Source organism: Nocardia sp. IFM 10818 (assembly GCF_054655275.1).
Genome location: NZ_BAAHJH010000001.1, coordinates 5,085,842 through 5,110,552, shown reverse-complemented (window position 1 = coordinate 5,110,552; position 24,711 = coordinate 5,085,842). Strand labels below are relative to the sequence as shown.

At 67.4% G+C, this 24,711-nt stretch carries 28 protein-coding genes and 1 pseudogene; 18 read left to right on the top strand and 11 right to left on the bottom strand.

Going from position 1 to position 24,711, the window contains the following annotated elements:
• Window positions 1-35: 35 nt before the first annotated feature.
• Together ACYQ5L_RS23750 and ACYQ5L_RS23745 are read right to left on the bottom strand one after the other, a co-directional pair.
• Window positions 36-740: a hypothetical protein gene (locus tag ACYQ5L_RS23750; RefSeq protein WP_459960284.1), complete on the bottom strand. Its 705-nt coding sequence runs from the start codon at window positions 738-740 to the stop codon at window positions 36-38.
• On the bottom strand, window positions 737-859 hold the full coding sequence (locus ACYQ5L_RS23745; protein WP_459960282.1) for a hypothetical protein: 123 nt from the start codon (window positions 857-859) through the stop codon (window positions 737-739). The genes ACYQ5L_RS23750 and ACYQ5L_RS23745 overlap by 4 nt, the downstream gene beginning before the upstream one ends.
• Before the next feature lie 394 nt (window positions 860-1,253).
• Here ACYQ5L_RS23745 and ACYQ5L_RS23740 point away from each other — a divergent pair, with 394 nt between their 5' ends.
• Together ACYQ5L_RS23740 and ACYQ5L_RS23735 are read left to right on the top strand one after the other, a co-directional pair.
• The gene (locus tag ACYQ5L_RS23740) at window positions 1,254-1,520 is read left to right on the top strand and encodes a hypothetical protein (RefSeq protein WP_459960280.1); all 267 of its coding nucleotides are present in this window, start codon (window positions 1,254-1,256) and stop codon (window positions 1,518-1,520) included.
• A gap of 16 nt (window positions 1,521-1,536) precedes the next feature.
• Complete coding sequence (locus ACYQ5L_RS23735; protein WP_459960278.1) at window positions 1,537-1,920, top strand: hypothetical protein; 384 nt, start codon at window positions 1,537-1,539, stop codon at window positions 1,918-1,920.
• A 118-nt stretch (window positions 1,921-2,038) separates the two neighbouring features.
• Here the strand turns inward: ACYQ5L_RS23735 and ACYQ5L_RS23730 are convergent, their stop codons facing one another.
• From ACYQ5L_RS23730 to ACYQ5L_RS23720, 3 genes are all read right to left on the bottom strand, one after another.
• A complete protein-coding gene (locus ACYQ5L_RS23730; protein WP_459960276.1) occupies window positions 2,039-3,400 on the bottom strand; it encodes a HupE/UreJ family protein in 1,362 nt (453 codons plus the stop codon).
• A gap of 371 nt (window positions 3,401-3,771) precedes the next feature.
• A complete protein-coding gene (locus ACYQ5L_RS23725) occupies window positions 3,772-4,047 on the bottom strand; it encodes a hypothetical protein (protein WP_459960274.1) in 276 nt (91 codons plus the stop codon).
• A gap of 330 nt (window positions 4,048-4,377) precedes the next feature.
• The gene (locus ACYQ5L_RS23720; RefSeq protein ID WP_459960272.1) at window positions 4,378-5,151 is read right to left on the bottom strand and encodes a hypothetical protein; all 774 of its coding nucleotides are present in this window, start codon (window positions 5,149-5,151) and stop codon (window positions 4,378-4,380) included.
• A gap of 240 nt (window positions 5,152-5,391) precedes the next feature.
• Between ACYQ5L_RS23720 and ACYQ5L_RS23715 the strand changes: the two genes are divergently transcribed.
• Both ACYQ5L_RS23715 and ACYQ5L_RS23710 read left to right on the top strand, forming a co-directional pair.
• Complete coding sequence (locus ACYQ5L_RS23715; RefSeq protein WP_459960270.1) at window positions 5,392-6,324, top strand: ABC transporter ATP-binding protein; 933 nt, start codon at window positions 5,392-5,394, stop codon at window positions 6,322-6,324.
• Between the two features lie 4 nt (window positions 6,325-6,328).
• Complete coding sequence (locus tag ACYQ5L_RS23710) at window positions 6,329-7,075, top strand: ABC transporter permease (protein WP_459960269.1); 747 nt, start codon at window positions 6,329-6,331, stop codon at window positions 7,073-7,075.
• A gap of 56 nt (window positions 7,076-7,131) precedes the next feature.
• Here ACYQ5L_RS23710 and ACYQ5L_RS23705 read toward each other — a convergent pair whose 3' ends face one another.
• Window positions 7,132-8,583 carry a DUF1254 domain-containing protein gene (locus tag ACYQ5L_RS23705; RefSeq protein WP_459960267.1) on the bottom strand — a complete coding sequence of 484 codons (1,452 nt, stop codon included), beginning with the start codon at window positions 8,581-8,583 and terminating at the stop codon, window positions 7,132-7,134.
• A gap of 231 nt (window positions 8,584-8,814) precedes the next feature.
• Between ACYQ5L_RS23705 and ACYQ5L_RS23700 the strand changes: the two genes are divergently transcribed.
• Together ACYQ5L_RS23700 and ACYQ5L_RS23695 are read left to right on the top strand one after the other, a co-directional pair.
• Window positions 8,815-9,843 carry an AraC family transcriptional regulator gene (locus ACYQ5L_RS23700; RefSeq protein WP_459960266.1) on the top strand — a complete coding sequence of 343 codons (1,029 nt, stop codon included), beginning with the start codon at window positions 8,815-8,817 and terminating at the stop codon, window positions 9,841-9,843.
• A 145-nt stretch (window positions 9,844-9,988) separates the two neighbouring features.
• The gene (locus ACYQ5L_RS23695) at window positions 9,989-10,198 is read left to right on the top strand and encodes a hypothetical protein (protein ID WP_459960265.1); all 210 of its coding nucleotides are present in this window, start codon (window positions 9,989-9,991) and stop codon (window positions 10,196-10,198) included.
• 430 nt (window positions 10,199-10,628) lie between these two features.
• On the opposite strand, the gene ACYQ5L_RS23690 is transcribed toward ACYQ5L_RS23695, so the two are convergent.
• Window positions 10,629-11,381, bottom strand: a complete 753-nt coding sequence (locus tag ACYQ5L_RS23690; RefSeq protein ID WP_459960263.1) for a sigma 54 modulation/S30EA ribosomal C-terminal domain-containing protein — start codon at window positions 11,379-11,381, stop codon at window positions 10,629-10,631.
• Window positions 11,382-11,594: 213 nt separating this feature from the next.
• Between ACYQ5L_RS23690 and ACYQ5L_RS23685 the strand changes: the two genes are divergently transcribed.
• The 4 genes from ACYQ5L_RS23685 (at window position 11,595) to ACYQ5L_RS23670 (ending at window position 15,573) form a co-directional block, all read left to right on the top strand.
• The gene (locus ACYQ5L_RS23685; protein WP_459960262.1) at window positions 11,595-13,349 is read left to right on the top strand and encodes a sensor histidine kinase; all 1,755 of its coding nucleotides are present in this window, start codon (window positions 11,595-11,597) and stop codon (window positions 13,347-13,349) included.
• Between the two features lie 3 nt (window positions 13,350-13,352).
• Window positions 13,353-14,369 (top strand): MASE1 domain-containing protein, encoded by a 1,017-nt coding sequence (locus ACYQ5L_RS23680; RefSeq protein WP_459960260.1) that lies wholly within the window; start codon window positions 13,353-13,355, stop codon window positions 14,367-14,369.
• 151 nt (window positions 14,370-14,520) lie between these two features.
• Window positions 14,521-15,129 (top strand): beta/gamma crystallin domain-containing protein, encoded by a 609-nt coding sequence (locus tag ACYQ5L_RS23675; RefSeq protein ID WP_459960258.1) that lies wholly within the window; start codon window positions 14,521-14,523, stop codon window positions 15,127-15,129.
• Window positions 15,130-15,309: 180 nt separating this feature from the next.
• The gene (locus tag ACYQ5L_RS23670; RefSeq protein ID WP_459960256.1) at window positions 15,310-15,573 is read left to right on the top strand and encodes an ANTAR domain-containing protein; all 264 of its coding nucleotides are present in this window, start codon (window positions 15,310-15,312) and stop codon (window positions 15,571-15,573) included.
• 84 nt (window positions 15,574-15,657) lie between these two features.
• Here the strand turns inward: ACYQ5L_RS23670 and ACYQ5L_RS23665 are convergent, their stop codons facing one another.
• The gene (locus ACYQ5L_RS23665; RefSeq protein ID WP_459960254.1) at window positions 15,658-16,203 is read right to left on the bottom strand and encodes a dihydrofolate reductase family protein; all 546 of its coding nucleotides are present in this window, start codon (window positions 16,201-16,203) and stop codon (window positions 15,658-15,660) included.
• Window positions 16,204-16,325: 122 nt separating this feature from the next.
• Window positions 16,326-16,655 carry a hypothetical protein gene (locus tag ACYQ5L_RS23660; RefSeq protein ID WP_459960252.1) on the bottom strand — a complete coding sequence of 110 codons (330 nt, stop codon included), beginning with the start codon at window positions 16,653-16,655 and terminating at the stop codon, window positions 16,326-16,328.
• Window positions 16,656-16,955: 300 nt separating this feature from the next.
• Between ACYQ5L_RS23660 and ACYQ5L_RS23655 the strand changes: the two genes are divergently transcribed.
• From ACYQ5L_RS23655 to ACYQ5L_RS23630, 6 genes and pseudogenes are all read left to right on the top strand, one after another.
• A complete protein-coding gene (locus tag ACYQ5L_RS23655) occupies window positions 16,956-18,350 on the top strand; it encodes a flavin monoamine oxidase family protein (protein ID WP_459960250.1) in 1,395 nt (464 codons plus the stop codon).
• Window positions 18,347-18,724: a hypothetical protein gene (locus ACYQ5L_RS23650; RefSeq protein WP_459960248.1), complete on the top strand. Its 378-nt coding sequence runs from the start codon at window positions 18,347-18,349 to the stop codon at window positions 18,722-18,724. Before ACYQ5L_RS23655 ends, ACYQ5L_RS23650 begins: the two co-directional genes overlap by 4 nt.
• 59 nt (window positions 18,725-18,783) lie before the next feature.
• The gene (locus ACYQ5L_RS23645; protein ID WP_459960246.1) at window positions 18,784-19,707 is read left to right on the top strand and encodes a saccharopine dehydrogenase NADP-binding domain-containing protein; all 924 of its coding nucleotides are present in this window, start codon (window positions 18,784-18,786) and stop codon (window positions 19,705-19,707) included.
• 178 nt (window positions 19,708-19,885) lie between these two features.
• A complete protein-coding gene (locus ACYQ5L_RS23640) occupies window positions 19,886-20,731 on the top strand; it encodes a PaaX family transcriptional regulator C-terminal domain-containing protein (protein ID WP_459963519.1) in 846 nt (281 codons plus the stop codon).
• A 331-nt stretch (window positions 20,732-21,062) separates the two neighbouring features.
• Window positions 21,063-21,269 (top strand): annotated as a pseudogene (locus ACYQ5L_RS23635) (saccharopine dehydrogenase); the annotation flags it as partial.
• A gap of 13 nt (window positions 21,270-21,282) precedes the next feature.
• Window positions 21,283-21,546, top strand: coding sequence for a hypothetical protein (locus ACYQ5L_RS23630; protein ID WP_459960244.1), 264 nt, complete (start codon window positions 21,283-21,285; stop codon window positions 21,544-21,546).
• Window positions 21,547-21,710: 164 nt separating this feature from the next.
• Here ACYQ5L_RS23630 and ACYQ5L_RS23625 read toward each other — a convergent pair whose 3' ends face one another.
• Together ACYQ5L_RS23625 and ACYQ5L_RS23620 are read right to left on the bottom strand one after the other, a co-directional pair.
• Window positions 21,711-21,917 carry a hypothetical protein gene (locus ACYQ5L_RS23625; protein ID WP_379194582.1) on the bottom strand — a complete coding sequence of 69 codons (207 nt, stop codon included), beginning with the start codon at window positions 21,915-21,917 and terminating at the stop codon, window positions 21,711-21,713.
• 294 nt (window positions 21,918-22,211) lie between these two features.
• Window positions 22,212-23,069 carry a helix-turn-helix transcriptional regulator gene (locus ACYQ5L_RS23620; protein ID WP_459960243.1) on the bottom strand — a complete coding sequence of 286 codons (858 nt, stop codon included), beginning with the start codon at window positions 23,067-23,069 and terminating at the stop codon, window positions 22,212-22,214.
• A gap of 141 nt (window positions 23,070-23,210) precedes the next feature.
• On the opposite strand from ACYQ5L_RS23620, the gene ACYQ5L_RS23615 reads away from it, so the two are divergent.
• Both ACYQ5L_RS23615 and ACYQ5L_RS23610 read left to right on the top strand, forming a co-directional pair.
• Window positions 23,211-23,645, top strand: a complete 435-nt coding sequence (locus tag ACYQ5L_RS23615) for an acyl-CoA thioesterase (RefSeq protein WP_459960242.1) — start codon at window positions 23,211-23,213, stop codon at window positions 23,643-23,645.
• 133 nt (window positions 23,646-23,778) lie between these two features.
• Complete coding sequence (locus ACYQ5L_RS23610; protein ID WP_459960241.1) at window positions 23,779-24,600, top strand: alpha/beta hydrolase; 822 nt, start codon at window positions 23,779-23,781, stop codon at window positions 24,598-24,600.
• Window positions 24,601-24,711: the final 111 nt, after the last annotated feature.

Here is a 24,711-nt window from a genome sequence, read left to right as displayed (position 1 = left end):
GATTCGGCGCGGTCGGTCGGGTCGCTTCTATCGCTTCACCGCGCAGTAACACAGTTCTGGACAGCGATGCCTTCTTCGTCGCCCGCGCTGAGGCTCAGCAGATCGCGCCCATCGAGCAAGGTCGAGTTCCGCCGCGCTCCACCGGACAACGACACCAGCAGCGGCCCGTCGGCCACCCACACATCAGCGCTGGACACCCGTCGGTCGCCGTCCATGATGTGGCCGCCGATCCACCAGCGGTCGCCGTCCTGGATCGACCACGGGTTGCCGAGCTGGTAGGTCGATTGATTGAACGACGCATTGATCACGGACAGATATTGGTCCGGAACGGCTTTGCAGAGTGGCGACCTGGCCTGCCCGGGGGCAAACGCTGGTGTTGTGGTCGTGTCGCGTGCTGCGGTTGTCTGGACCGCTTGGGCGGGCACGGACGGGCGGTTGGTCGTTGTCTTCTCGCCGTTCTTGCCTGCCACCGCGGGGACGGTCAGATCCTGCACCGGTGCGGACGCACTAGTGGCTGGAACGAGAGCGAGAGCCGGGGTTCGGGTGGTGGCGGGTGCCCGAGACGTGGTAGCTGAGCCGGTGGCCTTCTCCCCACCACCGACTGCGCTGCCGATAATGCCGATGAAAAACAGGGCGCCGAACGCGGCGACAACCCAAACCCACACCGGCGTCTTCTTCTTCGGCGGAATCGGCTGGACCGGATACGGGTAGGGCTGCTGCGGCGGATGCCGGTAGGTCACAGGGCCACCACCGGCACATGAAAGGCGAAAGGTGCGACTACTCGGCCGCCCTGAGAGATCTCGGAGTTCACCGCCATGCTGAGCATGAACTGACGCTGCTCCAGGCTTACCTCGTACATTCACCGTCTCCCTGGGCCTAGCGCTATGGTGACTTCCCTGTGGTCACCGTGTCGTCCACCCCTCCAGTATCGTCGCCGCAGGCGGTCCCGTGCTGGGGTTGACGGCCAATTCTGCTGTGCGGTCGAAGTTCTCGGTACGACGTGTGGTGGACACATCAATAGCGCGGATTCGGTGAAATCGTGTTTCACTTCCCGCTCGGGTGGAACACCAGTGAGCAGCACGATGCCATCGCGTGTGAATGCACCGCTGCTGCCGGTCCCATCGGAGTGATCGGCTCGGCAGCCGGGCGACACCGGGCGGTATTCCCCGGCGCACGGTGACCCGGCAGTCGCGCAGGGTGCGGGGTGCGTGCGGAAACGGGAGAAAAACGGTTCACCCGAGGGGTGATCATCGATGGCCGAGGAGCCGGCGCTGTGCCTGACGGAGCTGGCCGCGCTGTTGTTGTCCACCTGCGATGTCGAGGAATCATTGCGCGACATCGTCGACGTCGCCTCCGGGACGCTGCCTGGCGGACCCCTGGCGGGGATCACCCTGGTGCGCGACGGGGGCGCGATGACGGTGGCCTCCACCGGTGCGCTGAACCTGTGCGCCGACCCGCACTCCGATCCCCCGACCCGGTTTCGCGGTGGCAGCGAGGGCAATGGCCGCCCCGGCGCGTAGGAGGCGACGTAGAACCATGTCCGATCTCCCCTCGAGTCCCGAAGCGCGGCTCGAGGACCGTTCGCGACCGTCGGAGGCCGAGCTCGCCGGACCTCCGCTCACCCCTGAGATCTCCGCCGCCGTCGCCGAATTCATCGACGCCGCCGAGGCACTGCTCGATCGGCTCTTCGGTCTGGGGCTGCGCCTGCATCATCTGCACGCCGCCTACGACCGCGCCGGCACCTCACCACCGGACGCCGGCGGGCTGGCTGCGGCGCTGACCGCGATCGCCGACGATCTCGATGCGCTCGTCCGCGATATCGGCGTGGCCACCTTCGCCCTGACCCGCGAGAGCGACCCGGCCCGGCACGACAGCCCGGCGGGGCCCCGGCCGCCACACCGCCACCGATCCCCGTGGTAACGATGGGTCATCGACCAGGGCTGGGGCATCCGGTACCGGCCGGGTTGAACCCGATATCGTGACCGTTGTGCACGAAATGTCTGGAACTCCACCGGATTTCGACAATCGCCGACGAGGCTCACGCTTCGCGTCGCGGTGTCGAGATCGGATCGGCGTGACGCGACAATTGCCGAGCGGGTGTCCGTCGTCGCAGTGCCCGGGCAGCCAGCACCACGACGGCGGCAGCGGCTGCGGTGACGATGATCGGGAGCAGCAGGGTGCCGGCCTGGTCCGCGGCGCGGGCGATCGGGTTGGCGAAGCCGAGTCGATCGAAGGCCCAGCCGAGGGCTGCGGTGATCACCAGGAGGGCGCCGCCGGTGCGGAGGACCGGCTGTGCCCGGGTGGCGGCCAGTACCAGCAGCGGTGGCAGGGCGAGTGCGACCAGCAGCAGCTGAACGGCTTCGATGCCGAGGTTGAATCCGAGCAGGCTGAGCGCCAATTGGCCGGTGGACAAGTCGAGTTCGGCCAACGTGAACGAGAACGCCATACCGTGGATGAGCCCGAAGGTCCCGGCGACGGCGGCTTCCCGGCCCGGGAACAGCGGTCGGACGGCGTGTGCACCGCCCACCAGAATTGTTGCGGCGATGAGTATTTCGACCGGGACGGCCGGGATCTCCAGCCGAGTCAGCGCGCTGACCGCCAGCGCGACGGAGTGCCCCGCGGTGAATGCGACTGTGACAGCGAGGATGTGGCGCACCGCGCGGCGCGGGCGATTGTCCGGGTACCAGCGGCCGTTCTTGGCGATCAGCACGGCCGGCAGCAGCAGAGTGAACAGAAACAGGAGGTGGTCGGTGCCTTCGAGGATGTGATGGCCGCCGAGTTTCACCATCCCGGCGAATCCCCGCCACGCGCCGGCCTCGCTGAGATCCACCGAAAGGGGTGGCACGGTGAGAGTTTCGGCGTCCATGCGGATGACGCCGACTTGCCTGGCGTCGTTGCCGACGTCGACCTGCCCGGCGCGCCAGTCCTGACGGACCGCGACGAGGGCGATGTGCGTGCTGACCTTGTGGATGACCGCGTCGTAGCCCAAGACGAATCGGCGCATGTCGGCCCCCGGCGGCGGGGTCAGCACTGCTTGGACGACCAGTTCCTTGTACGAGCCGATGGCCGTTCGATCCGCGTAGTTCAGGTGCACGTCGCCGATCTGCACGGTCCACGGCACACCGTCCGGTGTGGTGGGCCGTAGATGGTCGCCCACATAGCGCGCCAGTCCAGCGGAGTCCTCGGCCGACAGGCGCGGGCGCACGTTGACATCGATACCGCTGGCCTCGGCGAGATTGGCCGCGGGTATCAGCAATTCGGCCTCGATCGCCGTCTCGCCCACATCGAGCAGAACCTTGGTGCCCGGCATCGGATGCGCCGGCGCGGCAATAGGGTTACACAGCAAGGCAATAACCGCACACCCCAGCACGACCAGTGCTCGTCGTAGCAATCGCGTCACGAACCAATGGTGTGCGCGCCACGGTGACGCCCGGATCGGCCGATCGACCTATCTTCGCGACAGCCGCGAGGTCCGCGTGCCGATCGCTCTCGGGCCACAGCGCCGCTCGGATCACCTCGTCGATCGAGGAGAAGGGTCTGCTGCGAGTTCTATTGGTTCGGTGGCCGTCAGGAGCACTGCTTCGGGTGCGCGCGTCGTCGACGGGCTGCCTTCACGACCTCGCCCGATCCGGGGGTGAACAGGATGGCGAGCCATAGACGCACCCGCAGCGCCTGGCTGGGTGCTGTCCGGCGCCTACAAGGGTGTGGTGTTCGGTCGGCTGCACACCGAGACCCATGAATCAGCACCACGATTACCGTGTCGGAAGCCTGCTACTCGTCGGCGGGCGGCGCCCACCGGGATTGCGCATTTCCCGCCGGTGTGGGTCGGGACCGCAGTGATTGCGGTCCGCCCTGCCCGCCGCATCCGCTCGCCGTGCCGGGGCGTTCGACTGTCTCGAGCAGGCCGTCGACCGCTGCCAGCGACGAATGGGGGTCACTGTGGGCGATCCCGGGAAACTGGTCGGAGCGCGCCACGAACGCGGCGTCGGATTCCGACCAGGACACCTGGATCGAGGACAGTCGGATCCGCTGGCGCGGGCGCTGCATGGTCTCGGTTCCCTTCTCTGAGCGTGCATCACGGTCGAGATTCCTTCCATACCAGCATAGAAGCCGCCGAAATGGTCATCAAATAGGCTGTCCCCCACAGTATTTCGTCGAATTGGCACAGGATGTCGTATTCGATGGCTCGCGATGTCGGCACCGATATCGTCCCGAGCCGCGGATCTCAGCGCCCTGCGTCAAGTCGGGCGACCGCGGCAGCGACCTGCCGGCCGAATGGTGGCCGAAGACCCTGGCTGCCAAGATCAGTTGTCCTCGCGGAGGTTGATCCATGGATCGATCAACGGGTGAAAGTCTCGACAACGTCGAATTGAACGCTCAGTGGGCATAGGTCGCCAGGAGCTCCAAGGAACTGGTGATCAAACCGGCGTCGAGGGCGGCATGGCGAGCCTCCAGCGCCACCCGTCGGCGCAAGTCGAATACCGTGTCGGTGGGCAACTCATCGATCGCCCACGGCGGAATGGTCCAGCCCGGACGGTGTGGCGGCGGCCGCAGTTCGGCCAGCCACTCATGGCGGGTTCGTGCGCGCAGATGGGCGCAGGCGAGGATGCGGAAGCGCAATTCGCTCACATCAATGGTGGATGTCGCCAGCTGGTGGGACAGCGTTCTGCGCAGATCCGGGAGACCGAACTCTCGCAGCAGTTCGGTCAACGGAGCCCGAACTGGTACGGCGTCCGGCGGCAACTCCAGGCCCAGCAGGTCGGCGATACCGCGCAGACCACGCTGGAGCGCGGCTGCGGCGCCGCGGAAATCGTCGAGCAGAGCATGGATTTCGGCGTGATCGTCGGCTGCTGTGCGGAAGATCCGATGGATCCCGTCGGCCCAGCGTCGGCAGGCCGACTCCTCGAAATGATCGCAGTCGTCGAACGTGCGCTCGGCGGAGTCACGGAGGTTCTCGGCGAACCGGCGGTTTCGCGCACGCCACCGGGCCTGTTCGGCATCCTCGGCCGCGGTGATCCGGCGGTTGACCGCGTCGATGTCGGATCGGCCGCGGATCAATGCGATATCGATCTCGGCGCGCCGCTCGGCGTACTTGCGGTCCTGCTCGCGGTAGTACCGCACCAGATCCGGATCGTCTTTCCACCAGGCCATAACCGCTCCTGACCACTGTAGTCAGGATACGTCGGAGCGCTCCGCAACGGCGTAAGCACACTCACGGGCGCCGCGTGGATTGCGGAACAATCCCTGCTTCGAGGTCGACGGCGTCGGGTTTGCCGTGGAAAGGGGCGTTGGTCCTCGGCTTTGCGGTACCGCGGCCCTGTGCGCAGCATGACGAATGAACGACTCTCGATATCGGGACATCAGTGCTTCTCGCGGTTGAGGTGAACCGAAATGGGTACCGCGGTGCGGGTACGCGGCCTGCGCAAACAGTACGGCGACACGGTGGCCGTGAACGATGTGTCCTTCGAGGTCGGCAAGGGCGAGATCCTCGGCCTGCTCGGACCGAACGGCTCCGGAAAGACCACCACGGTCGAATGTGTGCTGGGCCTGCGCCGAGCCGATCGAGGCGAGATCGAGATATTCGGCGCCGATCCGAGACGGGAACCGGCGAAGGTGCGGCGGCTGGTCGGCAGTCAGTTGCAGGACTCCGCGCTGCCGGATCGAATCAAGGTGTGGGAGGCGCTGCGACTGTTCTCGTCCCTGTCCCCGCACGGGCCGCCCTGGGAACTGCTGCTGGACGAGTGGGGGCTGCGGTCCCGGCGCACCACCGCGTTCGGGGACCTGTCCGGAGGGCAGCGGCAACGGTTGTTCGTCGCCCTGGCATTGGTCAATGATCCGCGCGTGGTCATCCTCGACGAAATGACCACCGGATTGGATCCGGCCGCTCGGCGAGTGGCCTGGGAGCTGGTCGAGGCGGTGCGGGAACGGGGTACCGCGGTGCTGCTGGTCACGCATTTCATGGACGAGGCGGCCCGCTTGTGCGATCGGGTCGTTGTGCTGACGGCTGGGCGAGTGGTGGCCGCCGGCACTCCGGCGGAGCTGGTGGCTGGCCAAACTCACAGCAGCACAGTGCGATTCACCGCGCGCGCTCCCGATGATCTCGATTATCTGCGGCAGGTGGCGGGTGTCGCCCGGGTGCAGCGCTCCCGCGATCGGGTCGAAGTCACGGGGTCGGGACCGTTGGCCGCCCGGGTGGCACACGCATTGGTGAGCCACGGCGAGGAACCCCTCGACCTCCGAATAGCACTGCCCTCGCTCGAGGATGCCTATCTGACGCTGACCGGCACCACCGCCGGACATCTCGACGCGGCACGAAGGAGTTGAGCGCATGCGAGCTCTACGGGAGATCACCTGGGTCGAACTCAAGCTGTTCGGCAGGGAACCGATCACGGTGGTTTTCGTGCTCGTGTTGCCGCTGATCATGCTGTACATCCTCAACGGCCTGTTCGGCAACCAGCCGAATCCGGACGTCTACGAAGGGGTCGGCGCCGTCGACTTCTACGCGCCCGCCTATGTCGCCTTGGTTGTCGCGACGGTCGGCGTCCTGTCGGTGCCGGTACACCTGGCCGGCTACCGGGAACGGGGGATACTGCTCCGGTTTCGCGCGTCGGCACTGACGCCGACGACATTGATCGGCGCGCACGTGATCATTGCAGTGGTGACCGGTGCCGTCGGGGCGATCCTGCTGACCGCGCTGTCGACTGTCGGGTATCACGGTGCGCTGCCGCACGATTGGCTCGGCGTGCTGGCCGGGTTCGTCTTGATCACCGTCGCTTTCGCGGTGCTGGGAGCCTGCGTCGGCGTGATGCTGCCGACCGCCCGTGCCGCGCAAGGTCTGGGGGTTCTGATGTTCTTCGTTTTTCTGCTGCTCGGTGGCGCCGGCCCGCCCCGGGAAGTGATGCCCGGCGCAATGTCCGGCCTCAGCGAAATCATTCCGCTGACCTATGCCGGGGCGGTCCTGCGCGGTCCATGGCTGGGGCGGGGCTGGGACGCCACCGCGGTCCTCGTGATGAGCGGTCTGCTGGGCGTCGGCCTCGCACTGACCTGGTGGAGGCTGCGCTCGATCGAGAGATGAGGCAGCCGGCCCCGCTGTCCCTTCGCCCGCTGTGTCTGCCCGGGGGCTTGTGGCGTTCAGTTGGTTCGGGTGACAGCGGGTGGGTTCCAGGTGCCGTCCACGATGGTCTGGTCGGGCCAGTAGGTGCGCAGCATCAGGTTGAAGTCGCCCGAGGCCGGAGTGGGCAGCCAGTTGGATTCCCTTTCCGGGCCGGGGTTTTCGCGCTGGATGTAGATGTCGACCGATCCGTCCGGGTTCTTGGCCAGGCGTTCGCCGCGTACGGCGTAGCGGTTGATCGGGTTGTCGACGAAGAAGCCCTGCTCGTTGTACATGGTCAGGGACCAGAAGCCTTTGACCGGCGGGATCTGGTCGGCGGCGAAGTGCAGCACGTAGGCGTGGTCGGCGATGAGCTGGGTGTTCTCGTCGTCCACGCGGGTGGCCGGGTAGATGGCGTCCTGGGGCAGGTTCGCGCCGAGTCCGCCGTAGGCCACCAGCGCGCGAGCGGCGTAATCGGTGCCGTAGTCACCGATGTCGCTGCGTGCGATCTTCCATCCGTTGACCTCCTTGTTGCCCAGATCGGCTTCGATCTTCGACAGCGCCTTCGGCCACGCCTGTTCCCAGCGGGCGCGCTCGGACTCGGGCAGCGAGCTCAGGTCGAGCTTCGTGTCCGGAGACCATCCGATCGTGGCCAGTTGGTCGAGCGTGGCCTTGTCGTCCGGGCGGGTCTGGGTGTGGGACAGGCTGGTGTAGTACAGATCCCAGTACTGCTGCGGGGTCAGGTCGTGGATGTATTTGCCGACTGCCTGGTCCTTGGGCCAGTCCGGGTGCAGGTCGGTATTGGTCGGCGGGGTGTAGGCGGTGCCGTAGGCGCTGAGCGGGATCGCGGTCATCTGATTCTGGAGCGCGATCACGTTCGGCACGTCGTCGGGGCCGTTGACCTGGATGCGGCCGATCATCCACCCGGAATCGGTCGGCAGCTCGTATTCGTGCACGCCCTCGGGCAGCGTGCCGTGGAAGGTCGGCCCGACCAGGGCGAACTGGTAACCGTGCACGTCACCGAGGGTGCGTGGTCCGGCGGAGGCGTCGACATTGGTCCACGCGTCCAGGATCGGGAACAGGTGATACCGCCCGCCCATATCGGGCACGCTGACGATCAACGGCTCGGCGGAGACGTCGAAGAACATCGACGTGTAGAGGGTGTCGACATTGGGGCGCACCACGCCGGTGAACTTCGCGTCGGGCAAGAAGTGCAGCGGGGCGAGCTGATTCATCGGGGCCGCGCCGATCGATGGATCCGGTGCGGGATAGTTCGTGGACTGCCGTCGCGTCACCTCCACCGACACCAGCGGGTAGGTGTAGGTGTAGGCCAGTGCCGCCAGATCATCGGCCGTTGGCGCCGCCGACGAGCCGGGTGTCGAGGAATCCGTCGAGGAATCCGACGAACAAGCGACCGAGGCCAAGGCGACCGCGCCCACCAGACCCATCGCTATGGCTGCCCGGACACGCCGGGACTTCGAACTGCTGACCACCGCATCCTCCTGGTTGAGGGTATTGCCGAGTACAGCGCGAGTGAGCCAATAGGTGGCAAACTCCTCGTGAGCGTAGCCACTCGCTGCGCTCGGGCGTGAAATTTCAGGGATGTCACGACAGTCCGCCCCATATGCGCGGGCGTCCTGCTTCCGCATTCGACAGACGGCGAATGCGTAGCTACATAATGTGGGCGGTGCACGCCGCTCGGCTTGACTCGAGGAGACGCCTTTTTGACCCACGAAGACACCGCGCTGATCCGCGGCACCGCCTTGCAGGGCTATCCGGAGCTGGTGGCCGAGCTCGGCGCGGACCCGGGCGCGCTGTTGGAAGCGGTGGCGATCCCGCGCGCGGCGGTCGGTGACCACGAGTCGTTGCTCAGCTTTCGCGCCGTCGTCACCGCGATCGAAGCCGCCGCCGCAGCCACCGGGACCCTCGACTTCGGTCGGCGGCTGGCACTACAGCAGGGCATCGAGATTCTCGGCCCACTCGCCGCAGCCGCGCGCACTGCACCGACCACCGGCGAAGCGTTCCGGGCGCTACACCGCTACCTGCCCGTCTACAGCCCCGCGATCGCCGCCTCCCTGGAGCAGCCCGACGGGCAGGCCCTGGTGCGTTTCGAGTACCGCATTCTCCTCGATCACCTGCCCCCGCATCGGCAGGTGATCGAACTCGCCCTCGGCGTAGCCCTGCGCATGACCCGGCTCATCGCCGGGCAGGCCTACAGCCCGGTCTCGGTTCATCTGCCGCACGATCCCGTGGCACCCGAGCCCGACTATCTCCGATACTTCGGCTGCCCAGTACATTTCGCCCAACCGTTCAGCGGCTTCCTGCTGCGCCCCGAAGACCTCGCTCGTCCGCTGGCCTCCGACGCCGCCGTCCGTGCTGTCGTCGAAGCCTACCTCGACACCCTCACCCCACCGGCTGACGGCACCACCACCGGCCCGGTCCGAGTCCTCATCCGCAAACTCCTGCCCACCGGCACCGTCGACCGCGACCTCATCGCCGCCCACCTGTGCCTGCACCCCCGCACCCTGCAACGCCGCCTCACCGTCGAGGGCACCACCTTTACCGCCCTCGTCGACGAAATCCGCCGAGACGAGGCCGAACACTACCTGCGCGACACCGACATTCCCCTCGGCCAACTGGCCACCCTGCTCGGCTACAGCGAGCAGAGCGTCTTCACTCGCGCCTGCCACCGCTGGTTCGGCACCTCCGCGGCCACCCACCGCAGCACCCTGCGAACAGTCGACCATCGTTGAGTCCCTGCCCCGACCGGGTTGGATGCGCGTGACACCGAGGTCTGAAAGACCTTGCCGTTCAAGGACTTCTGTCAGTATTATGCCAGCCCCCTTTTCTGCAAGAATGGATTGTCGACAGTCCCGCACCCATCGCTCAGGGGAACCGATGGACGATAGTGACCAGCGAATACACCTGTATGCCATCCACGTTCGTTGGTCCGCGCCGGACGCAGCCTACGTCGCGTGGTCCGAGCAGTACCCCGGCCTCGTCCACACCGATCCGTGGTCCTCACTCGCCGCTGTCGACGGCCTCATCGAGAAGGTGCAGATCACCGGCACATCGCCGCAATCGACGCGGCGCCGACACGCACTGTGACGCATCGTGACGCGTCCGCTGCTTCGGAATCGAGATCGTGGATCCGCCCGGCTGGGCGGTGTTGTCCCCACGGTTCGAGGACCAAAGTCCCGCAGCGGCGAGGTCACTCGCCCCTACTACCGCGAATCCGTTCGCGCGCATACTGAATCCGTCGGTTACCGCCAGTCGGAACATCGCACCAGGGGTCTGCGGACGTATCGTGTCGAGCGACTTCGATCGACGAGCGAGCCAATCGGTCCGGTCCCTGCGCCCCGTCCCGCGACCGCGCGTCGCGCGGAGGCGCCGACGATCGCACGGCGATCCCGGATCGCTCACGCGTATCGCCCGCCACCCGGATGTGGATGCCACGGTACCGACCCGCCACGGCGGCCTACCGGGTACGGCTACCCCCCGAATCCGTGTCCGGTGGGCCGTCGGCCCAGGATCGATCTCATCCATCACAGGCGACGACCATCCCGAGGTCGCCGTCGTATCGCCGATAGAGCAGGCGGCCGCGCCCGTCGTGCGCATCGGTGAAGAACAGGAACGGCAGCCCGTAACCACACAGCCGGGCCACCGCGTGCGGCTCGGTGAGAACGCCCGTGGGATGCGGGTTCACGGTGAGCCGCAACAGCTTCGCCTGTTTCGGCGCAGTCATCCGCCGCTGCCGGACCAATCGCACACCCAGCGGCCCCGACCAGTACACCATCGCGTCCTCACCCGCCATCGCGTCGGTGAACAGGCAGGCGTCGAAGTCCATCTCCTCCATCAAGGCGATGGCATCGGCGATGTCGCGGGGCAGCGGGTAGCCGGCCTTACGCCGCACGACGGGCCGGTCGGCAGAGACCGCGGCCAACGGAGCGCGACTGGGATCGGGCCAGTTCCGCGGGCCCTCGGCGGTCGTCATCCGGTGTATGCGGCGGTCCAACCGCTCCGCGGCGAAGGTCAAGGCGAAGCCGGTGGGACCGCTGATCTGCGTCCGGATCGGCGTGCGAGCAGTATCGAGATTCACCTGCACGACGAGTTCGTCGTTCGCCGCCCGCGACCGGGTCAGCCGCACCCGCGCGTCGGCGTCGAGATCGTGCCGGCGCAGCACTCGCTCGATCAGCCACTCCGCTCGCGCCGCCGTGGCCGCCGGGACCGCGCCGCATGTGATCACCTCGGTCCGGGCCCGGGAAGTTCGCAGTCCCTCGCACGTACTCACGTTCGCTACCCCGTTCTTCCTCGTGACTCGCAGTGGGCGCACCAATAGCACCACCGCATGAATGGCGTCGACAGAGCCGAAAGTCCCGCCGTGGCCCGAATCGACGCCCGAGCGCTGTTGCGCTCGATCGGTGCATCACCGGCGCAACCGACACGCGGCGGTCTTGTCAATGACGCTGAATACCGCCTCCGGCACGACCTGGCTCCGTGCACAATGGCGGCCATGCCACGTGAGCCGGGCGCCCGCGGCGGCCATGATCCCTGGGCCGACGCGCCGTCTCAGTTGCGTTTGCGGGCGTTGCTGGGTGAAGTGCAGGAGCGAATCGGCCAGCTCGCCGGCATGCAGAGTCGAATGGACCGGCTGCTGGAGGCCATGCTGGTGATCTCGGCGGGCTTGGACCTCGACGACACACTCCGCTCGATCGTGCATACAGCCATCGAACTGGTCGATGCCCGGTATGGCGCGCTCGGCGTCCGTGAGACACGCGAGCTGGGCAACAATCTCGCCGAATTCGTCTACGAGGGCATCGACGATCGCACCCGCGAGCTGATCGGCGAGCTGCCGCACGGTGAGGGGGTGCTCGGGCTGCTCATCGCGCAGCCGAAACCGCTTCGCTTGAGCGACCTTTCGGTTCATGCGGCATCGGTCGGCTTCCCGGCGAATCATCCGCCGATGAAGACCTTTCTCGGCGTTCCGGTGAAGGTGCGCGACGAGGTATTCGGCAACCTCTACCTGACCGAGAAGACCGACGGCCGGGAGTTCACCGAGGACGACGAACTCGTGGTCCGCGCTCTGGCGGCGGCCGCGGGCATCGCGATCGAGAACGCTCGGCTCTACCGAGATGCACGAATTCGCCAGCGCTGGCTGGAATCCACCCGCGACGCGGCGACCGAACTGCTGGGTTGCGGAGAACCCTCGGAGATCCTCAGCCTCGTCGCCCAGCGCGCGCTCACACTCACCCGAGCGGCGTGCGCGTTCATCGCGCTCCCGGAGGACCCGGATGTTCCGGACGACGACGTGCGCGAGCTGATCGTCGCGGCCGGCTCCGGCCACAACGCGGAGTCCTTTCTGTCGCAGCGCATCCCGCTCGACGGTTCGCACATCGGCCGGGTGTTCCGGACCGGTTGCGTAGCGACGGTCGAGAGGCTGGCCTATCGCCCGCTGCGACATGCCCTGTCCTGCTTCGGCCCGGTGCTGCTGCTGCCACTGCGCGCCCGCAATTCGGTGATCGGCGTGCTCGCGGTGCTCCGCCCGCCCGATGCGGCCGACTTCGACGACTCCGCGCTCGCGATGATGGCCGTCTTCGCCGATCAGGCCGCGATGGCTTGGCAACTGGCCGACAATCAGCGGCGAATGCGGGAACTCGACGTGCTCACCGACCGCGAACGCATTGCCCGCGACCTGCACGACCAGGTGATTCAGCGACTCTTCGCCACCGGCATGGACTTGCAGGGCACTCTCCAGCGCGCCCGCTCCGCGCCCATCCGGGACCGGCTCACCCGCACGATCGACGATCTCCAGGCCATCGTCAACGACATCCGTCAGACGATCTTCAACCTGCACGACACGAGACCGGGGGCGCCGACGTTCCACACCCGCCTGCACGACGTCGTCGCCGACATGACCACCGAGACCGCCCTGCACACCACGATCCACCTTTCCGGCCCGATCTCCGTCCTGCCCGACGCGCTCGCCGAGACCGTGGAAGTCGTTCTGCGTGAAGCACTCAGCAATGTGGTGCGCCATGCCTCCGCCCGCACCGTCACCGTCGGCCTCACCGTCGCCGACGAGGTCACCCTCGAGGTCGCCGACGACGGGGTCGGCCTCGACACCTCCGTCCGCCGCCGCAGCGGACTGGCCAACCTGGCCGTCCGGGCCCGCGAGTGCGGCGGCCACTTCGATGCCAGCGGGAATGTCCGCGGCGGAACCACCTTGCGCTGGTCGGCCCCGCTCGCCGCGGAGGGCTAGACGATGCGCCCTCAGCTGCCGGTGGGCCGGGTTCGCGGCCACGTCGTTCTCGTGCTGTGGATCGTCGCCGTCGCCGTCGCGTACTTCACCTCCGCGCAAGTCGGGTTGCGGATGGCGCTGGTCGAGCACCAGGTGACACCGTTCTGGCCGCCGACCGGAATCGCTCTCGCGTGCCTGCTGTTACGGGGCCCGCGGGTATGGCCGGGTATCACCCTCGGCGCGTTCGCGGTCAACCTCGGTCTCGGGCCGCAGCTTCCGGCCATTCTGGTGATCGCGGCCGGGAATACGGCGGCCCCGCTCGTGGCGTATCTCTTGCTCCGACGGGTCGGATTTCGCCGTGGATTCGACCGGATCACCGATGTGCTGGCATTGGTGTTCCTCGGCGCACTCACCGGAATGCTGGTCAGTGCAACAGTCGGCAGCACGACCTTGCTGGTCGCGGGTGCGCTGTCACCGGAGCACTGGTTGCCGACCTGGTTCGTCTGGTGGACCGGCGACGCGATGGGCGTGCTCACGGTCGCACCGCTCATCCTGCTCCTGGGTTCGGGCGCGAAACCCCGGACGCTGGAGCCATTGCGGATCGCCGAGGCCATCGCTCTGTTCGCGGGCACGCTCGCGGTCGTGCTCGCCGCGACCGCCGTCGCCGCGAACATGCTGTTCCTCGCTTTTCCCTTCCTCATCTGGGCCGGACTGCGCTTCCACCTGGCCGGCACCGTACCGTGCGCCTTGATTTCCTCCACGGTCGCCTCCTACGCGGCCTCCGGCAATCTCCCCGCGTTCGCCGACCTCGACCTCACCACTAAAATGGTTGTGCTGCAGGCATTCAACGGTTCGGTCGCCCTCACCGCCCTGCTCCACGCGACCCTCACAGCACAGCGCGACCACGCCCGCCGCGCGGTCGACGATGCGTGCATCCAACTCACCCGAGCCGTGACCACCCTGCAACAAGGCCATCCCCTGGAAGGCATGACCGATGTCCTGCATCGGCTCCCACCGCTGAAGCCGCCCCGAGCCGACTGAGCGGACAGGATCCCCGCTGGCCGAGGACTTTCGACTCTCCCGGACGAGGAACAGCGATCGGACACTGAATCGGCAGCGTCAGCGCGGTCAGCGCCGACCGGGGCGCCTTTCCGATACCGAATGCTCGGTAGTCACAATGGAAGGTACGGAGATGACCACTCCGCAATCCAATGAAGCAATCTTCTTCACACAGCGCGATTTTCAGGGGGATTCTTTTCCCTACAGCACGAACGACGGCGTAGTGGAAGTCCCCGGGCAACTCAACGACAGATTCCTCTCCGTCCGAGTGGGCGCGACCGCCAAAGTAATGGCCTGGCAGCACTACGGCTTCGGTGGCGCCTACGCTGAATGGGACACCGATCAGCCCGATATCAGCGCCATCCATGGCCTGTCGGTCTTCACTGTCACGTACCGCAGCACCCGGTTCATCGCCGCCCGCTTCGTGAACGCGACGCGCCCCGACCGCACCTACGCGATGAAGGTGAACACCGCCGGCGCCGACCCGGGACTCAGCGAGCGATGGCTCGCCCAGAACGACCCCGACTTCCTGCCCATCGCCCTCGCCTTCGAGGACGGCCGCTCGGTCACCACCGCACTCTACGTGCGCGACCAGGAAACCTACATCTACAACCCCACCGGTTCCTGCTACTTCCGCTGGAACCCCACCACCAGTGCAGTCGAACTGGATCCCGGTGCCGCCTTCCCGCCCGGCATAAGCCATAAACAGGCCAGCGCAAGCGAATTCATCTTCGAGCTCTGAATCGCGAAGCAGTCCGAGGTGTCCTCCCCTCACCAGCGGAGGTTATCCGCCCCCCGTGTCGGCGCGCTCCTGGGGTCACAAGCCGGGGAATCGTGCCGACCGGCCCTCGAATTCGGGAATTCTGCCCATTTGCCCGGGTTGCCGTTGCGGCTGCTCGCCTGCGGCGGGTAGGGCCGGGGCATGAACGCGGACGTCGGATTGCCGGAGCCGATGGCGTCCGCGGCGGTGATCGAGCAGGCCCTGGGCATGACGATGTGCGTCTACGGCGTGTCGGCCGAGCAGGCGGCACGGGTGCTGGCGTGGCGGGCGCAGGCCACGGGAGTCGACCTACGGGCGTTCGCCGTCGTGCTGGTCGCGCAACTGGAGTGGCTTCCGGCGGTTGATGCCGACACGCGGGCGCGGTTCGATCGACTGTTGCTGAGTCTGCCGTATCGGCCGAGCTAGCCGCCGGGCCGTTACGGGGCGGGACCGGAGGGGGCGAGGGCTGGATCCCATCCGGGTGCGAACCGCCCGGCGATTCATCGGCATTCAGTGCGGGGCGAGGCGGTGCACGACGATGCCGGATTTGAAGACGGTCGTCCCGAGCAATTGGAGATGGGTGAGTTCGGCGTAGCCGTCGAACAGCCGATCGCCGGCGCCTGCGATGGCCGGGAAGACCCAGAAGTGGTATTCATCGACCAGTTTGGCCTCGAGCAGTGTGTGTGACAGCGAGCCGGTGCCGAACTTGAGGATGTCACCACCGTCCTGCGCCTTGACGGCGCGCACGGCGTCGACGATATTCCCTTGCAGGACAGTGGCATTCCATGTCGTGTCCTGCTGTGCGAGGGTGCGGGACGCGACGTACTTGGGCATGGCGTTGATGCGAGCCGTGTAGGGATCTTCAGCGGGGCGAGTGGGCCACACCTGCGCGAATCCCTCGTAGGTGTCGCGGCCGAGCAACAGCGCATCGGCGGCGAACAGCAGCCGGGTCCCGTACTCGCTGTGCTCATCATCCCAGTACGGCGCACCCCACTGATGTGGCTCGCCGACAACTCCGTCGGTGGTGACGAAGGTGGATTCGATGATCTTGCGCATGGACAGCCTTTCGAGCCTGTTCGGATGTTCACTCAGCATCGCCCGCCCAAAGACCTCCCAGCAAGCGGTGTTTCGGCAATGCAGCGTTGAGCGACACTGGACGCTGACCGCGTACCCGTGCGTCACCGCGAGACAGATGAACTCGGTGCTCTGCCGCCTTTGGTCTGAGGGGCTCGGCGCCACGAGGCTGACGGGGCGTTGCGCCAGGCGCACCAGCCGAGCGGCAGGTCGGCGAGGGACCTCACTGAACGGTCGCGGTCGGCCATCTCCGCGAGGTGGATCGTCACGACATCGTCGGCGGTCGGTGCGGTGGGGTCGGAGCCCAGGAATTGCCATCCGCCGTCGTCGGCGTCATGGAAGACGTAGGCGATCCAATCCTCGCCGAGGACGATGCTCCGAGTCGTGAAGACTTCCGTATTACGCGGTTCGGCGAAGACCCATCGAGATGCCATGGGGTGTGCGCTATTTCGCGAGGTGCGGCACGGGCGCGTCCGGTGCCGTGCGGGCGTGGTTGCCGAGGCCGCGCAGCGCTTCCAGGGCGACGAGGTGTCCAGGGTCGTTGAGATTCCTTGCGGCGAAATGGTTTCCGTGTCGATCGGGGGTGTGGCGAACCCACATGCGTTTCCTCCCGCAACATCTGTTCGTTCATGATACATTCGATCGTATCGAATGTGAACGGTTGATTTTCGATCGTAGGAGGACTCGTGTGGGTTGTCTGCCCGGCAGCGCAGGGCTGTTGCCTCGGTCTTGCCATGGATGAGGTCTTCGACCGGGATGTCGTCGTGGTCGGCGCCGGCCTGTCCGGCTTGGCGGCCGCACGTCGGCTGTGGCAGAACGGGATTCGCCGGATCGCGGTGTTCGAGGCGGCGAACCGGGTGGGCGGGCGTGTGCTGAATCAGCGCGTCGACGCCGACACCGTCGTCGAAGGCGGCGGGCAGTGGGTGGGTCCTGGCCAGGATCGAGTGCTGGCGTTGGGGCGCGAGCTCGGCGTTCCGACATTCGCCAGCTATGACCTCGGGCGTTCGGTGATGATTCTCCGCGGCAAGCGGCGCACCTACCGATTCGGGGTGCCGTATCCGTTCCCGCTGATCGGGCTGGACCTGGCCAGAGCGCTGATGCGTTTGGAGTCGATGTCTCGCCGAATCGATCTCGATCGCCCCTGGGCCGCCGACGGCGCCGCCGAACTCGACGGCCGAACCCTCGACGAGTTCCTGCGCCGGCAGCTGCGCACCACCGGCGCCCGTCATCTGCTCGACGTGATCAGTGGATTGACCTTCGGCGGCAACCCCGCGGACATTTCACTTCTCTCGGTTCTGATCCGCATCCGATCGGCGGGAGGGCTCGACCGGCTCCTCGACATGACCGGCGGCGCACAGGAACTGCGCTTCGCCGGCGGATCGCAACTGCTCGCCGCGCGGATGGCCGCCGATCTCGGCGACACCGTCGAACTCGCGCGCCCGGTGACCCGTATCGATGCCACCGCGGAGGGCGCGGCCGTCTACTCCGGCGAGCAGGTGGTGACAACCCGGTACGTGATCGTTGCGTTGAGCCCTGCGGACCGTCGCTCGATCGCGTTCCAGCCATCTCTGCCATATGGACTCGCCGAAGCGACCGCCGCTATCGGCGCTCACGCCGGGATGAAGGCGCACGCCGTCTATCCGCGGCCGTTCTGGCGCGCCGCGGGCCTCAGCGGCCAGGCTCTCGGCGACCTGGGCCCGGCGCCGGTGACGGTCGACAATTCGCCACCGGATGCCCGCCTCGGCATCCTCACCGCCTTTGTCGCCGACGGCACCGGCCGGAACGCCGCGACGCCGGACCGACTCTCCGACCCGGAAACTCGCCGCAGCGCGGTAATCGACTGCTTGACAAGCTATTTCGGACCCAAAGCGCAACGCCCGCTCGACTACATCGAACAGGATTGGCGTGCGGAGCAGTTCACTGCCGGCTGCATGCCCACCGTGCCGCCGGGTCTGATCACCCGCATCGGACCCACCCTCGCAGACCGGCACGGCCCAATCCTCTTCGCCGGGGCCGAACAATCCCGCATCTGGAACGGATACATGGACGGCGCCATCCGCGCCGGCGAGGACGCGGCCCATCACATCTGCCAAGTCGAATCGCGCTATCCCTCCAGGAGGTTCCCATGACGACCGAGCCGCGCACACTGATGATTCTCGTGGCGGGACCATACCGGTCCGGCACCGGCGACGACCCGTCAAGGATCGCCGCAAACCTTCACGCGATGAACCGGGCCGCGCTGGCCCTGTTCCGGGCCGGGCACCTGCCTGTCACCGGTGAGGCCCTGGCCCTGCCGCTGCTCGAGATCGCGGGGAGCGCTCACCTCGGAGACCCTGTTTTCGAGGAGATCTTCCATCCGATCGCCGAGCAACTGCTGACCCGATGCGACGCGGTCCTGCGCATCGGCGGGGCTTCGATGGGGGCCGATGAGATGGTCGCTCGAGCCCGAGCGCAGGGCAAGGACGTCTACGGCAGCCTCGGCGAAGTCCCGCCGGCTCACTGAACGCCCATGGCCGCGAAAGCCGGCCGCATCCGACGATGTCGTACTGAACGGAGAGTGTTGTGCGGGTGCTTGTTCTGGGGGGAGCGGCGGCCGGCGAAGCGGCGGTGTCGACCGCAGCGGACTTGCCCGGTGTCGCTGAGATCGTGATCGCGGATCCGGACCTCGGTACAGCCGAACGTGTGGCCGATCGAATCGCCGACCGCCGCCGGCCCATCTGTGCGCACGGGGTGGAGCTCACCGATCGGGACCACCTGCTCGGTGCGCTGCGGGCGGCGGACGTTGTGCTCGACACTGTTGGGCCGCATCGCGAATGTGGTCTCACGGTACTGCGGGCCGCGATCGAGACCGGGACCCACTACCTCGACGCCTGCGACGAGTGGGAATCGACTCTGCGCAGGGGCGAACTCGAGGTCGAAGCGCGGGCGGCCGGTGTGTGCGCGATCGCCGGGATGGGTGCGAGGCTGGGGATCGGCAGTCTGCTCGCGTTGACCGCTGCGCGTGAGCTGGGTTGCGTGCGAGACGTTTTCGTGGCCTCCACCGGTGCCCACGCATTGCGGACGGGGCGGATCGGTGGGACGGTCCTATCGCGTGAGGACGGCCGGTTGGTGACTTCTTCGATGCGTGGCGTCCAGGCATCCCCGGCTTCGGTCGTCTTCGAGTCGTCGACAACGCCGCCGCCGTTCTTCGGCGTCGCCGCCGGGGCGAACCCGGAGCGTGGAGAGGCTGTGCTGGCACGACTGTCCATACCGCTCGAGGACTCCCTGCTGACGATCGACACTGCGACGGCCACCGGAACATCACTGGCGCTGGGTCTCTATCAACTACTCGACGATGCCGTTCGGCGGCCCGGCGTGCACCTGGCCGGCGCGATCATCGATCCGGAGCTCTTCTTCCGGGATCTCGAACGTGTGCACCGGCTGGTGACGACCTGCGCCTCGATCCGTATCGAAAGAGATTGCGGCGCCCGGATCCGCCGGCACTGAGCGCGCTCGCTCCGGTCGTCCGCGGGCATCGCGACGGGGCGTGAACGATTGTCTGCGAATCGATCGTAGGATGACCGAAAGAAACTGCTGATCCGGCTGCGATCGATCCGAAGGGGTGAGTGTGGGCGCCGAGCGGGACGCTGCCGTCGAGATTCCGACGCGCACGCTCGTGGAGAGCATGATCCGCGAGGACTCCACGATCGACGCGGGCGAGTTGTACGCGGTGGCGAACACGCTCGGGATGAGTGATCAGCAGGTGCGGCTGTGTATCAAACGGCTGGTCGCCGAGGGACAGTTCACGCAGGAGGGGCGCGGCCGCAAGGCCGTGCTGTACGCGTCCGACCGTACGCGCGCGGCCATCGCACCCGATCTGGAGTTCATCCGCTACATGTTCGCGCAGGATCGCGGGACGGCGCCGTGGGATGGGGTGTGGCATCTGGTGGCCTTCGCGGTGCCCGAAACGGCGCGATCCGCGCGGGACGCCATGCGCGACAGCATCGTTCACCTGGGTGGTGCGGCGGTTCAGGGCGGCCTCTACGTCTGCGCGAATGCCTGGGAGGAGCGGATCGCCGCCGTGGCCGCCGAACTCGGTGTCGGTGAATACATCTCGACCATGACGACGCGGGATCTGCGGATCGGCGAACTCGACTCGCCGCACGCCCTCGCTGCGCGATTGTGGCCGCTGGACCGGCTCGCGGCCGGGCATATGCGACTGCACGCGGTCGCCGAAAGCCGGTTGCGTGCACTGCGAACCGGCGCGCTCTCCGACACCGAACTCGTGACGATCGAGATCGAGATAGCCGCGGAGTTCACCCGGGCGATGGATCCGGATCCGCTGCTGCCGCCGGAGCTGCTGCCGCGGCCGTGGATCGGCGCGCAGGCGCGCGCCGTCGTGGCGGAATGCTGGGCAGAACTCGAGAAGTTCGAGGTGCTCGCATCCCCACGGCTTTTCCAGGTGTACTCCGAAGCCGTGCGGGAGGCCATCAACGGGTCGGCTCCTGCCGTGGGTTCGCGCACCCGGTAGTCGCCGCGACATCACGCCGCAGGACCCGGTTCCAGCGGTGAATTCACCTACGCCTCAACGTATTCGGATCTCGGCGTGAACGTGCCGACTGCTTGCGGGGAGTCGTCGGTTCATTTCGTGGTGCTTCCGTGCCGAATCTCGCGCCGGCCTAAACTATCGTGATAGAATTGATCGTATTCAAAACGATAGGTGCATGGGTGATAGGAGTTGAGGTGAGAGTTCTGGTGTTGGGCGGGCCGGGATGGACGCCAGCCCCGGGGTGAGCAATCTGCCGGCTGCGTCCGCGGCGCGGCGCGACGAGTCGCCACCGGGTGCGCCCGCGTTCACCGACGACATGGCCCGCGCCACCGGAATCCCCTTGGCGCTCGCCATGTCCCAGGTCATCGACGGCACCGCGCGAACGCCGGGCGTCCACCCGCCCGAGGCGGTCCTCGACGTCGACCGCTTCTTCGCCGACCTCGGCCGTCACCTCGGATACCACCGCCACTCATGCGTGGAGATCGAACAAGAACCGCTCGCCATCCAGGCGACCCCCTGATCGAAGGAACATCATGCAACCGACACCCGTGCGCACCGGTATCGCCGCCGCCGTGCTCGCCACAACAGTTTGTCTCGCACCGCTTCTCGCTTCCGGCACCGCCACCGCCGCGCCCGCCGGCCCTATCGGTGAACTCCGCGCCGAACGCCCCCCGCGCGACCCCGAGACCACCGACGGCGGCTCCGGCAACCCGCCGCCGAAGTGGACCCGCAAGCCGCGACCCGGCGGCAACGGCTGGACCGTCTGCCCGCCCCGCGCCGCTTGGTGCCGCCGGTAGCCCTACCCGGTCCGGTCCGGAACCACTCCGCATCACCTCCGAGCCGCGATCTCACGAAGTGGTTCAACGACTCCCGCGCCCGACCGACCACCGGTCGATCGCGGGTCCGGTCGCCGGGCAGGTGCCCCCTCATCACCTCGCTCGGCGATCTCCAACGGCAAGATCTAGGAGTTGATGACCGTCCTGACGCGATTGCCGACGCAGGAAATGGTGGCGTTCCCGTCGGTGTGCGGACCGCGCCCCAATGACACAGTGGTGCGTTTGCCCTTGTCGTCGATCGTCGTGAGGAACAGCTCACCGCTGCGGCAGCTGTAGATCTTGCCTTCGCCGGTGAGTCGCTCGGCCTGGTCGGTCCGGTCATCAGTGTTCATATCGATCCTTCTTCGGAAGCGGAAATGCAGTTCCCATGCTCCGGCCGAGCAAGTTCACCGACATCGGCTGAACGACCTATTCCATTCGGCTGGAAACGGATTCGATGGACCACTCTGCGAGGTGGTTTGAGCGCACGCGCCTTTTCGGCCCTTTCCGGCCCAGCAACCCATGCCTACCGGATGCCGGTACGTGGCTGGATCCCCGTGGTGGCCGCTCACTTCCGCGATGGCTCCCGCCGGTGCGGAGCGGCACGCGGGCCGTGTCCATACTCCCGCGGCTGTCCGGGGTGCTGGTCAGCGGGTGGGGGCGAGGGCCGGGGTTTCGGGGTGGGTGCGGAGCCGGTTCATGCGGTGGCGGCTGTCGTCGTCGACGGGGGTCCAGACGGTGATGATGGTTTCGGGGGTGGCGGGCAGTTCCATGCGTGTCAGGGTCAGCGACAGGTCACCGACGGTGGCGTGGCGGTAGGTCATGGTCTGGGTCGGTGGGGCGGCGACGTCGTGGCTGGCCCACAGTCGCGTGAATTCCGGACTCGCGGTGGCGAGTGCGCGGATCAGGTCGGTCCAGGCCGGGTCGTCGAGGTGGTTGGCGAAGTCGGCGCGGAAGGAGGCGACCATGTGGGGCAGGCCGGCGTCGCGGTTGACGAAGCAGCGACGGTCCGCGGGGGTGGTGAACAGTTCCCACAGGACGTTGCGGGAGCTGCCGGGGGCGGTGAGCCGGGGCCACAGTGCGGCCGCGGATCTATTGCAGCCCAGCAGGTCCCAGCGGGTGTTGATCGCCGCGGCCGGGTACTCGGTGATGGCGTCGAGGATGGCCTGCAGAGTGGGGGTGATGGTTTCGGCGGTGGTGACGACGGCGGGGATCGGGACCTCGGCCAGGCGGTAGAGGTGGTGGCGTTCGGCGGCGTCGAGGCGCAGGGTGGCGGCGATGGCGTCGAGGATTTGGGCGCCGACATTGATGGGGCGTCCCTGTTCGAGCCAGGTGTACCAGGTGATCGAGACCCCGGCGAGCCCGGCGACCTCTTCGCGTCGCAATCCTGGTGTGCGTCGGCGTAGTCCGGGCGCGATGCCGACCTGGGTGGGGGAGAGGCGATCGCGACGGCTGCGCAGGAACGCGGCCAGTTCGGTGCGGCGGGGGGAGGAGGGGGCGGTCACGCCCCTCATCATCGGCCATCCCGCGATGCGTCTGCCAGGTGCTGCCGGCACCAGTGCCATCAGCGTCTTGGTACCGGTGTCGCGGCGGCGGCAGGCTGGCTTTCCGACACCAATCCCGATGAATCCCGGAGGACCCGACCTGTGAGTGCCGCTCCGTTCACGATGCGCTTCACCGTTCGCAGCTATGAGCTCGACACCAACCATCACGTGGCCAGCACGGTCTACCTGCAATACACCGAGCAGTCCCGCTTCGCCTGCGGTCAGGCCGCGGGGCTGTCGCCCGACCGTCTGCTGGCCGACGGTCTCGGGCCGGTCAACCTCGAAACCACGCTGCGCTTTCACGCGGAACTGCGCGGTGAGGACGAGGTCGACGTGTCCTGCGCGTTCGTGTGGGGATCGGGCAAAACCCATCGTGTCGAGCATGTTCTGCGCAAGCCCGACGGAACCCTCGTCGCCGAGGTGACCAGCGTCAGCGGCCTGCTCGATATGCGAACCCGGCGCCTGGTCGCGGACCCGGCGAAGGAGCTGCGCGCCCGCGCCGCCGACCCCGCCCTCCTCGGCCTGGCCTTGCGCTGACGCAACCGCCGACGATCCGAGTTGGCGAAAGCTTGTAGTTACGTTACAGTCACTCACTGTAACGAAAAGGAGAGGTTCTCCCGCCCGGCAGGCGGGGCGAAACCACGAATCCCGTTGAGAAGGAGAAGAAATCATGAGCAAGCACACCGGTCGCGCCGCCACCGCCATCGCCTCGATCGAGGCGGCTCTGCACGCCCTGGTCCCCGGCGCACATGCCCGCGACCGCGACGACGAGGGGCAGCCGAAGCCGACGGTGGTGCTGGTCCACGGCGCGTTCGCCGACGCTTCGGGGTGGGCCGCGGTCTCGGCGCGCCTGCACCGGCGCGGCTTCCCCGTGATCGCGGTGCCCAACCCGTTGCGTGGCCTCGCCTACGACACCGCCTACCTGCAGGGTCTGCTCGCCGGTATCGAGGGCCCGAAGATCCTGGTCGGCCACTCCTACGCCGGAGCCGTCATCACCAACGCGGCCGCCGCCGTCGCCGAGGTGAAAGCCCTTGTGTACGTAGCGGCTTTCATCCCCGACGAGGGTGAGGCATTGGGCGGGCTGCTCGAGGCGCACGCGGATGCGTCGGTGCCGCCGCTGCCGCAACAGGTCTTCCAGTACACCCGTCCCGACGGCTCCACCGGCACCGAAGTGTGGCTCGATCAGGCTCGGTTCGCCACCGCCTTCGCCGCCGACGTCGACGCCTCCACCGCCGCATTCCTGGCGATCTCCCAGCGCCCCGTCGCCGCCGACGCCTTCGGCGAGCCCGCCACCGCGGCCGCCTGGAAGACCCTCCCGTCCTGGGCGCTCGTCGCCACCAAGGACCACGCCATCGCACCGAGCCTGGAGCGCTTCATGGCCGAACGCGCCGGCGCCCACATCAGCGAGGTCGATTCCTCGCACGCGGTCATGATCAGCCACCCCGACACGGTCACCGACGTGATCGAGCAGGCTTACCAGGGCACCCGCTGACCCGAGCACGCCGCCGCAGCCGAGATCGCCGCCGCGGAAGGCCTGGTGATGCGGCTGGACCGGGCCCTGGCGGTGAACACCTTCGACGCGCATCGCTTCATATGGTGGGCC

What these genes read in the sequence shown, in the direction of transcription:
- ACYQ5L_RS23685 (WP_459960262.1), top strand. Translation starts at nt 11,595, where the DNA reads ATGGCGGCCATGCCACGTGAGCCGGGCGCCCGCGGCGGCCATGATCCC.
- ACYQ5L_RS23710 (WP_459960269.1), top strand. Translation starts at nt 6,329, where the DNA reads ATGCGAGCTCTACGGGAGATCACCTGGGTCGAACTCAAGCTGTTCGGC.
- ACYQ5L_RS23655 (WP_459960250.1), top strand. Translation starts at nt 16,956, where the DNA reads ATGGATGAGGTCTTCGACCGGGATGTCGTCGTGGTCGGCGCCGGCCTG.
- ACYQ5L_RS23660 (WP_459960252.1), bottom strand. Translation starts at nt 16,655, where the DNA reads ATGGCATCTCGATGGGTCTTCGCCGAACCGCGTAATACGGAAGTCTTC.
- ACYQ5L_RS23695 (WP_459960265.1), top strand. Translation starts at nt 9,989, where the DNA reads ATGGACGATAGTGACCAGCGAATACACCTGTATGCCATCCACGTTCGT.
- ACYQ5L_RS23680 (WP_459960260.1), top strand. Translation starts at nt 13,353, where the DNA reads ATGCGCCCTCAGCTGCCGGTGGGCCGGGTTCGCGGCCACGTCGTTCTC.
- ACYQ5L_RS23630 (WP_459960244.1), top strand. Translation starts at nt 21,283, where the DNA reads ATGCAACCGACACCCGTGCGCACCGGTATCGCCGCCGCCGTGCTCGCC.
- ACYQ5L_RS23720 (WP_459960272.1), bottom strand. Translation starts at nt 5,151, where the DNA reads ATGGCCTGGTGGAAAGACGATCCGGATCTGGTGCGGTACTACCGCGAG.
- ACYQ5L_RS23745 (WP_459960282.1), bottom strand. Translation starts at nt 859, where the DNA reads ATGTACGAGGTAAGCCTGGAGCAGCGTCAGTTCATGCTCAGCATGGCG.
- ACYQ5L_RS23675 (WP_459960258.1), top strand. Translation starts at nt 14,521, where the DNA reads ATGACCACTCCGCAATCCAATGAAGCAATCTTCTTCACACAGCGCGAT.
- ACYQ5L_RS23625 (WP_379194582.1), bottom strand. Translation starts at nt 21,917, where the DNA reads ATGAACACTGATGACCGGACCGACCAGGCCGAGCGACTCACCGGCGAA.
- ACYQ5L_RS23740 (WP_459960280.1), top strand. Translation starts at nt 1,254, where the DNA reads ATGGCCGAGGAGCCGGCGCTGTGCCTGACGGAGCTGGCCGCGCTGTTG.
- ACYQ5L_RS23715 (WP_459960270.1), top strand. Translation starts at nt 5,392, where the DNA reads ATGGGTACCGCGGTGCGGGTACGCGGCCTGCGCAAACAGTACGGCGAC.
- ACYQ5L_RS23640 (WP_459963519.1), top strand. Translation starts at nt 19,886, where the DNA reads ATGATCCGCGAGGACTCCACGATCGACGCGGGCGAGTTGTACGCGGTG.
- ACYQ5L_RS23670 (WP_459960256.1), top strand. Translation starts at nt 15,310, where the DNA reads ATGAACGCGGACGTCGGATTGCCGGAGCCGATGGCGTCCGCGGCGGTG.
- ACYQ5L_RS23650 (WP_459960248.1), top strand. Translation starts at nt 18,347, where the DNA reads ATGACGACCGAGCCGCGCACACTGATGATTCTCGTGGCGGGACCATAC.
- ACYQ5L_RS23610 (WP_459960241.1), top strand. Translation starts at nt 23,779, where the DNA reads ATGAGCAAGCACACCGGTCGCGCCGCCACCGCCATCGCCTCGATCGAG.
- ACYQ5L_RS23735 (WP_459960278.1), top strand. Translation starts at nt 1,537, where the DNA reads ATGTCCGATCTCCCCTCGAGTCCCGAAGCGCGGCTCGAGGACCGTTCG.
- ACYQ5L_RS23725 (WP_459960274.1), bottom strand. Translation starts at nt 4,047, where the DNA reads ATGCAGCGCCCGCGCCAGCGGATCCGACTGTCCTCGATCCAGGTGTCC.
- ACYQ5L_RS23665 (WP_459960254.1), bottom strand. Translation starts at nt 16,203, where the DNA reads ATGCGCAAGATCATCGAATCCACCTTCGTCACCACCGACGGAGTTGTC.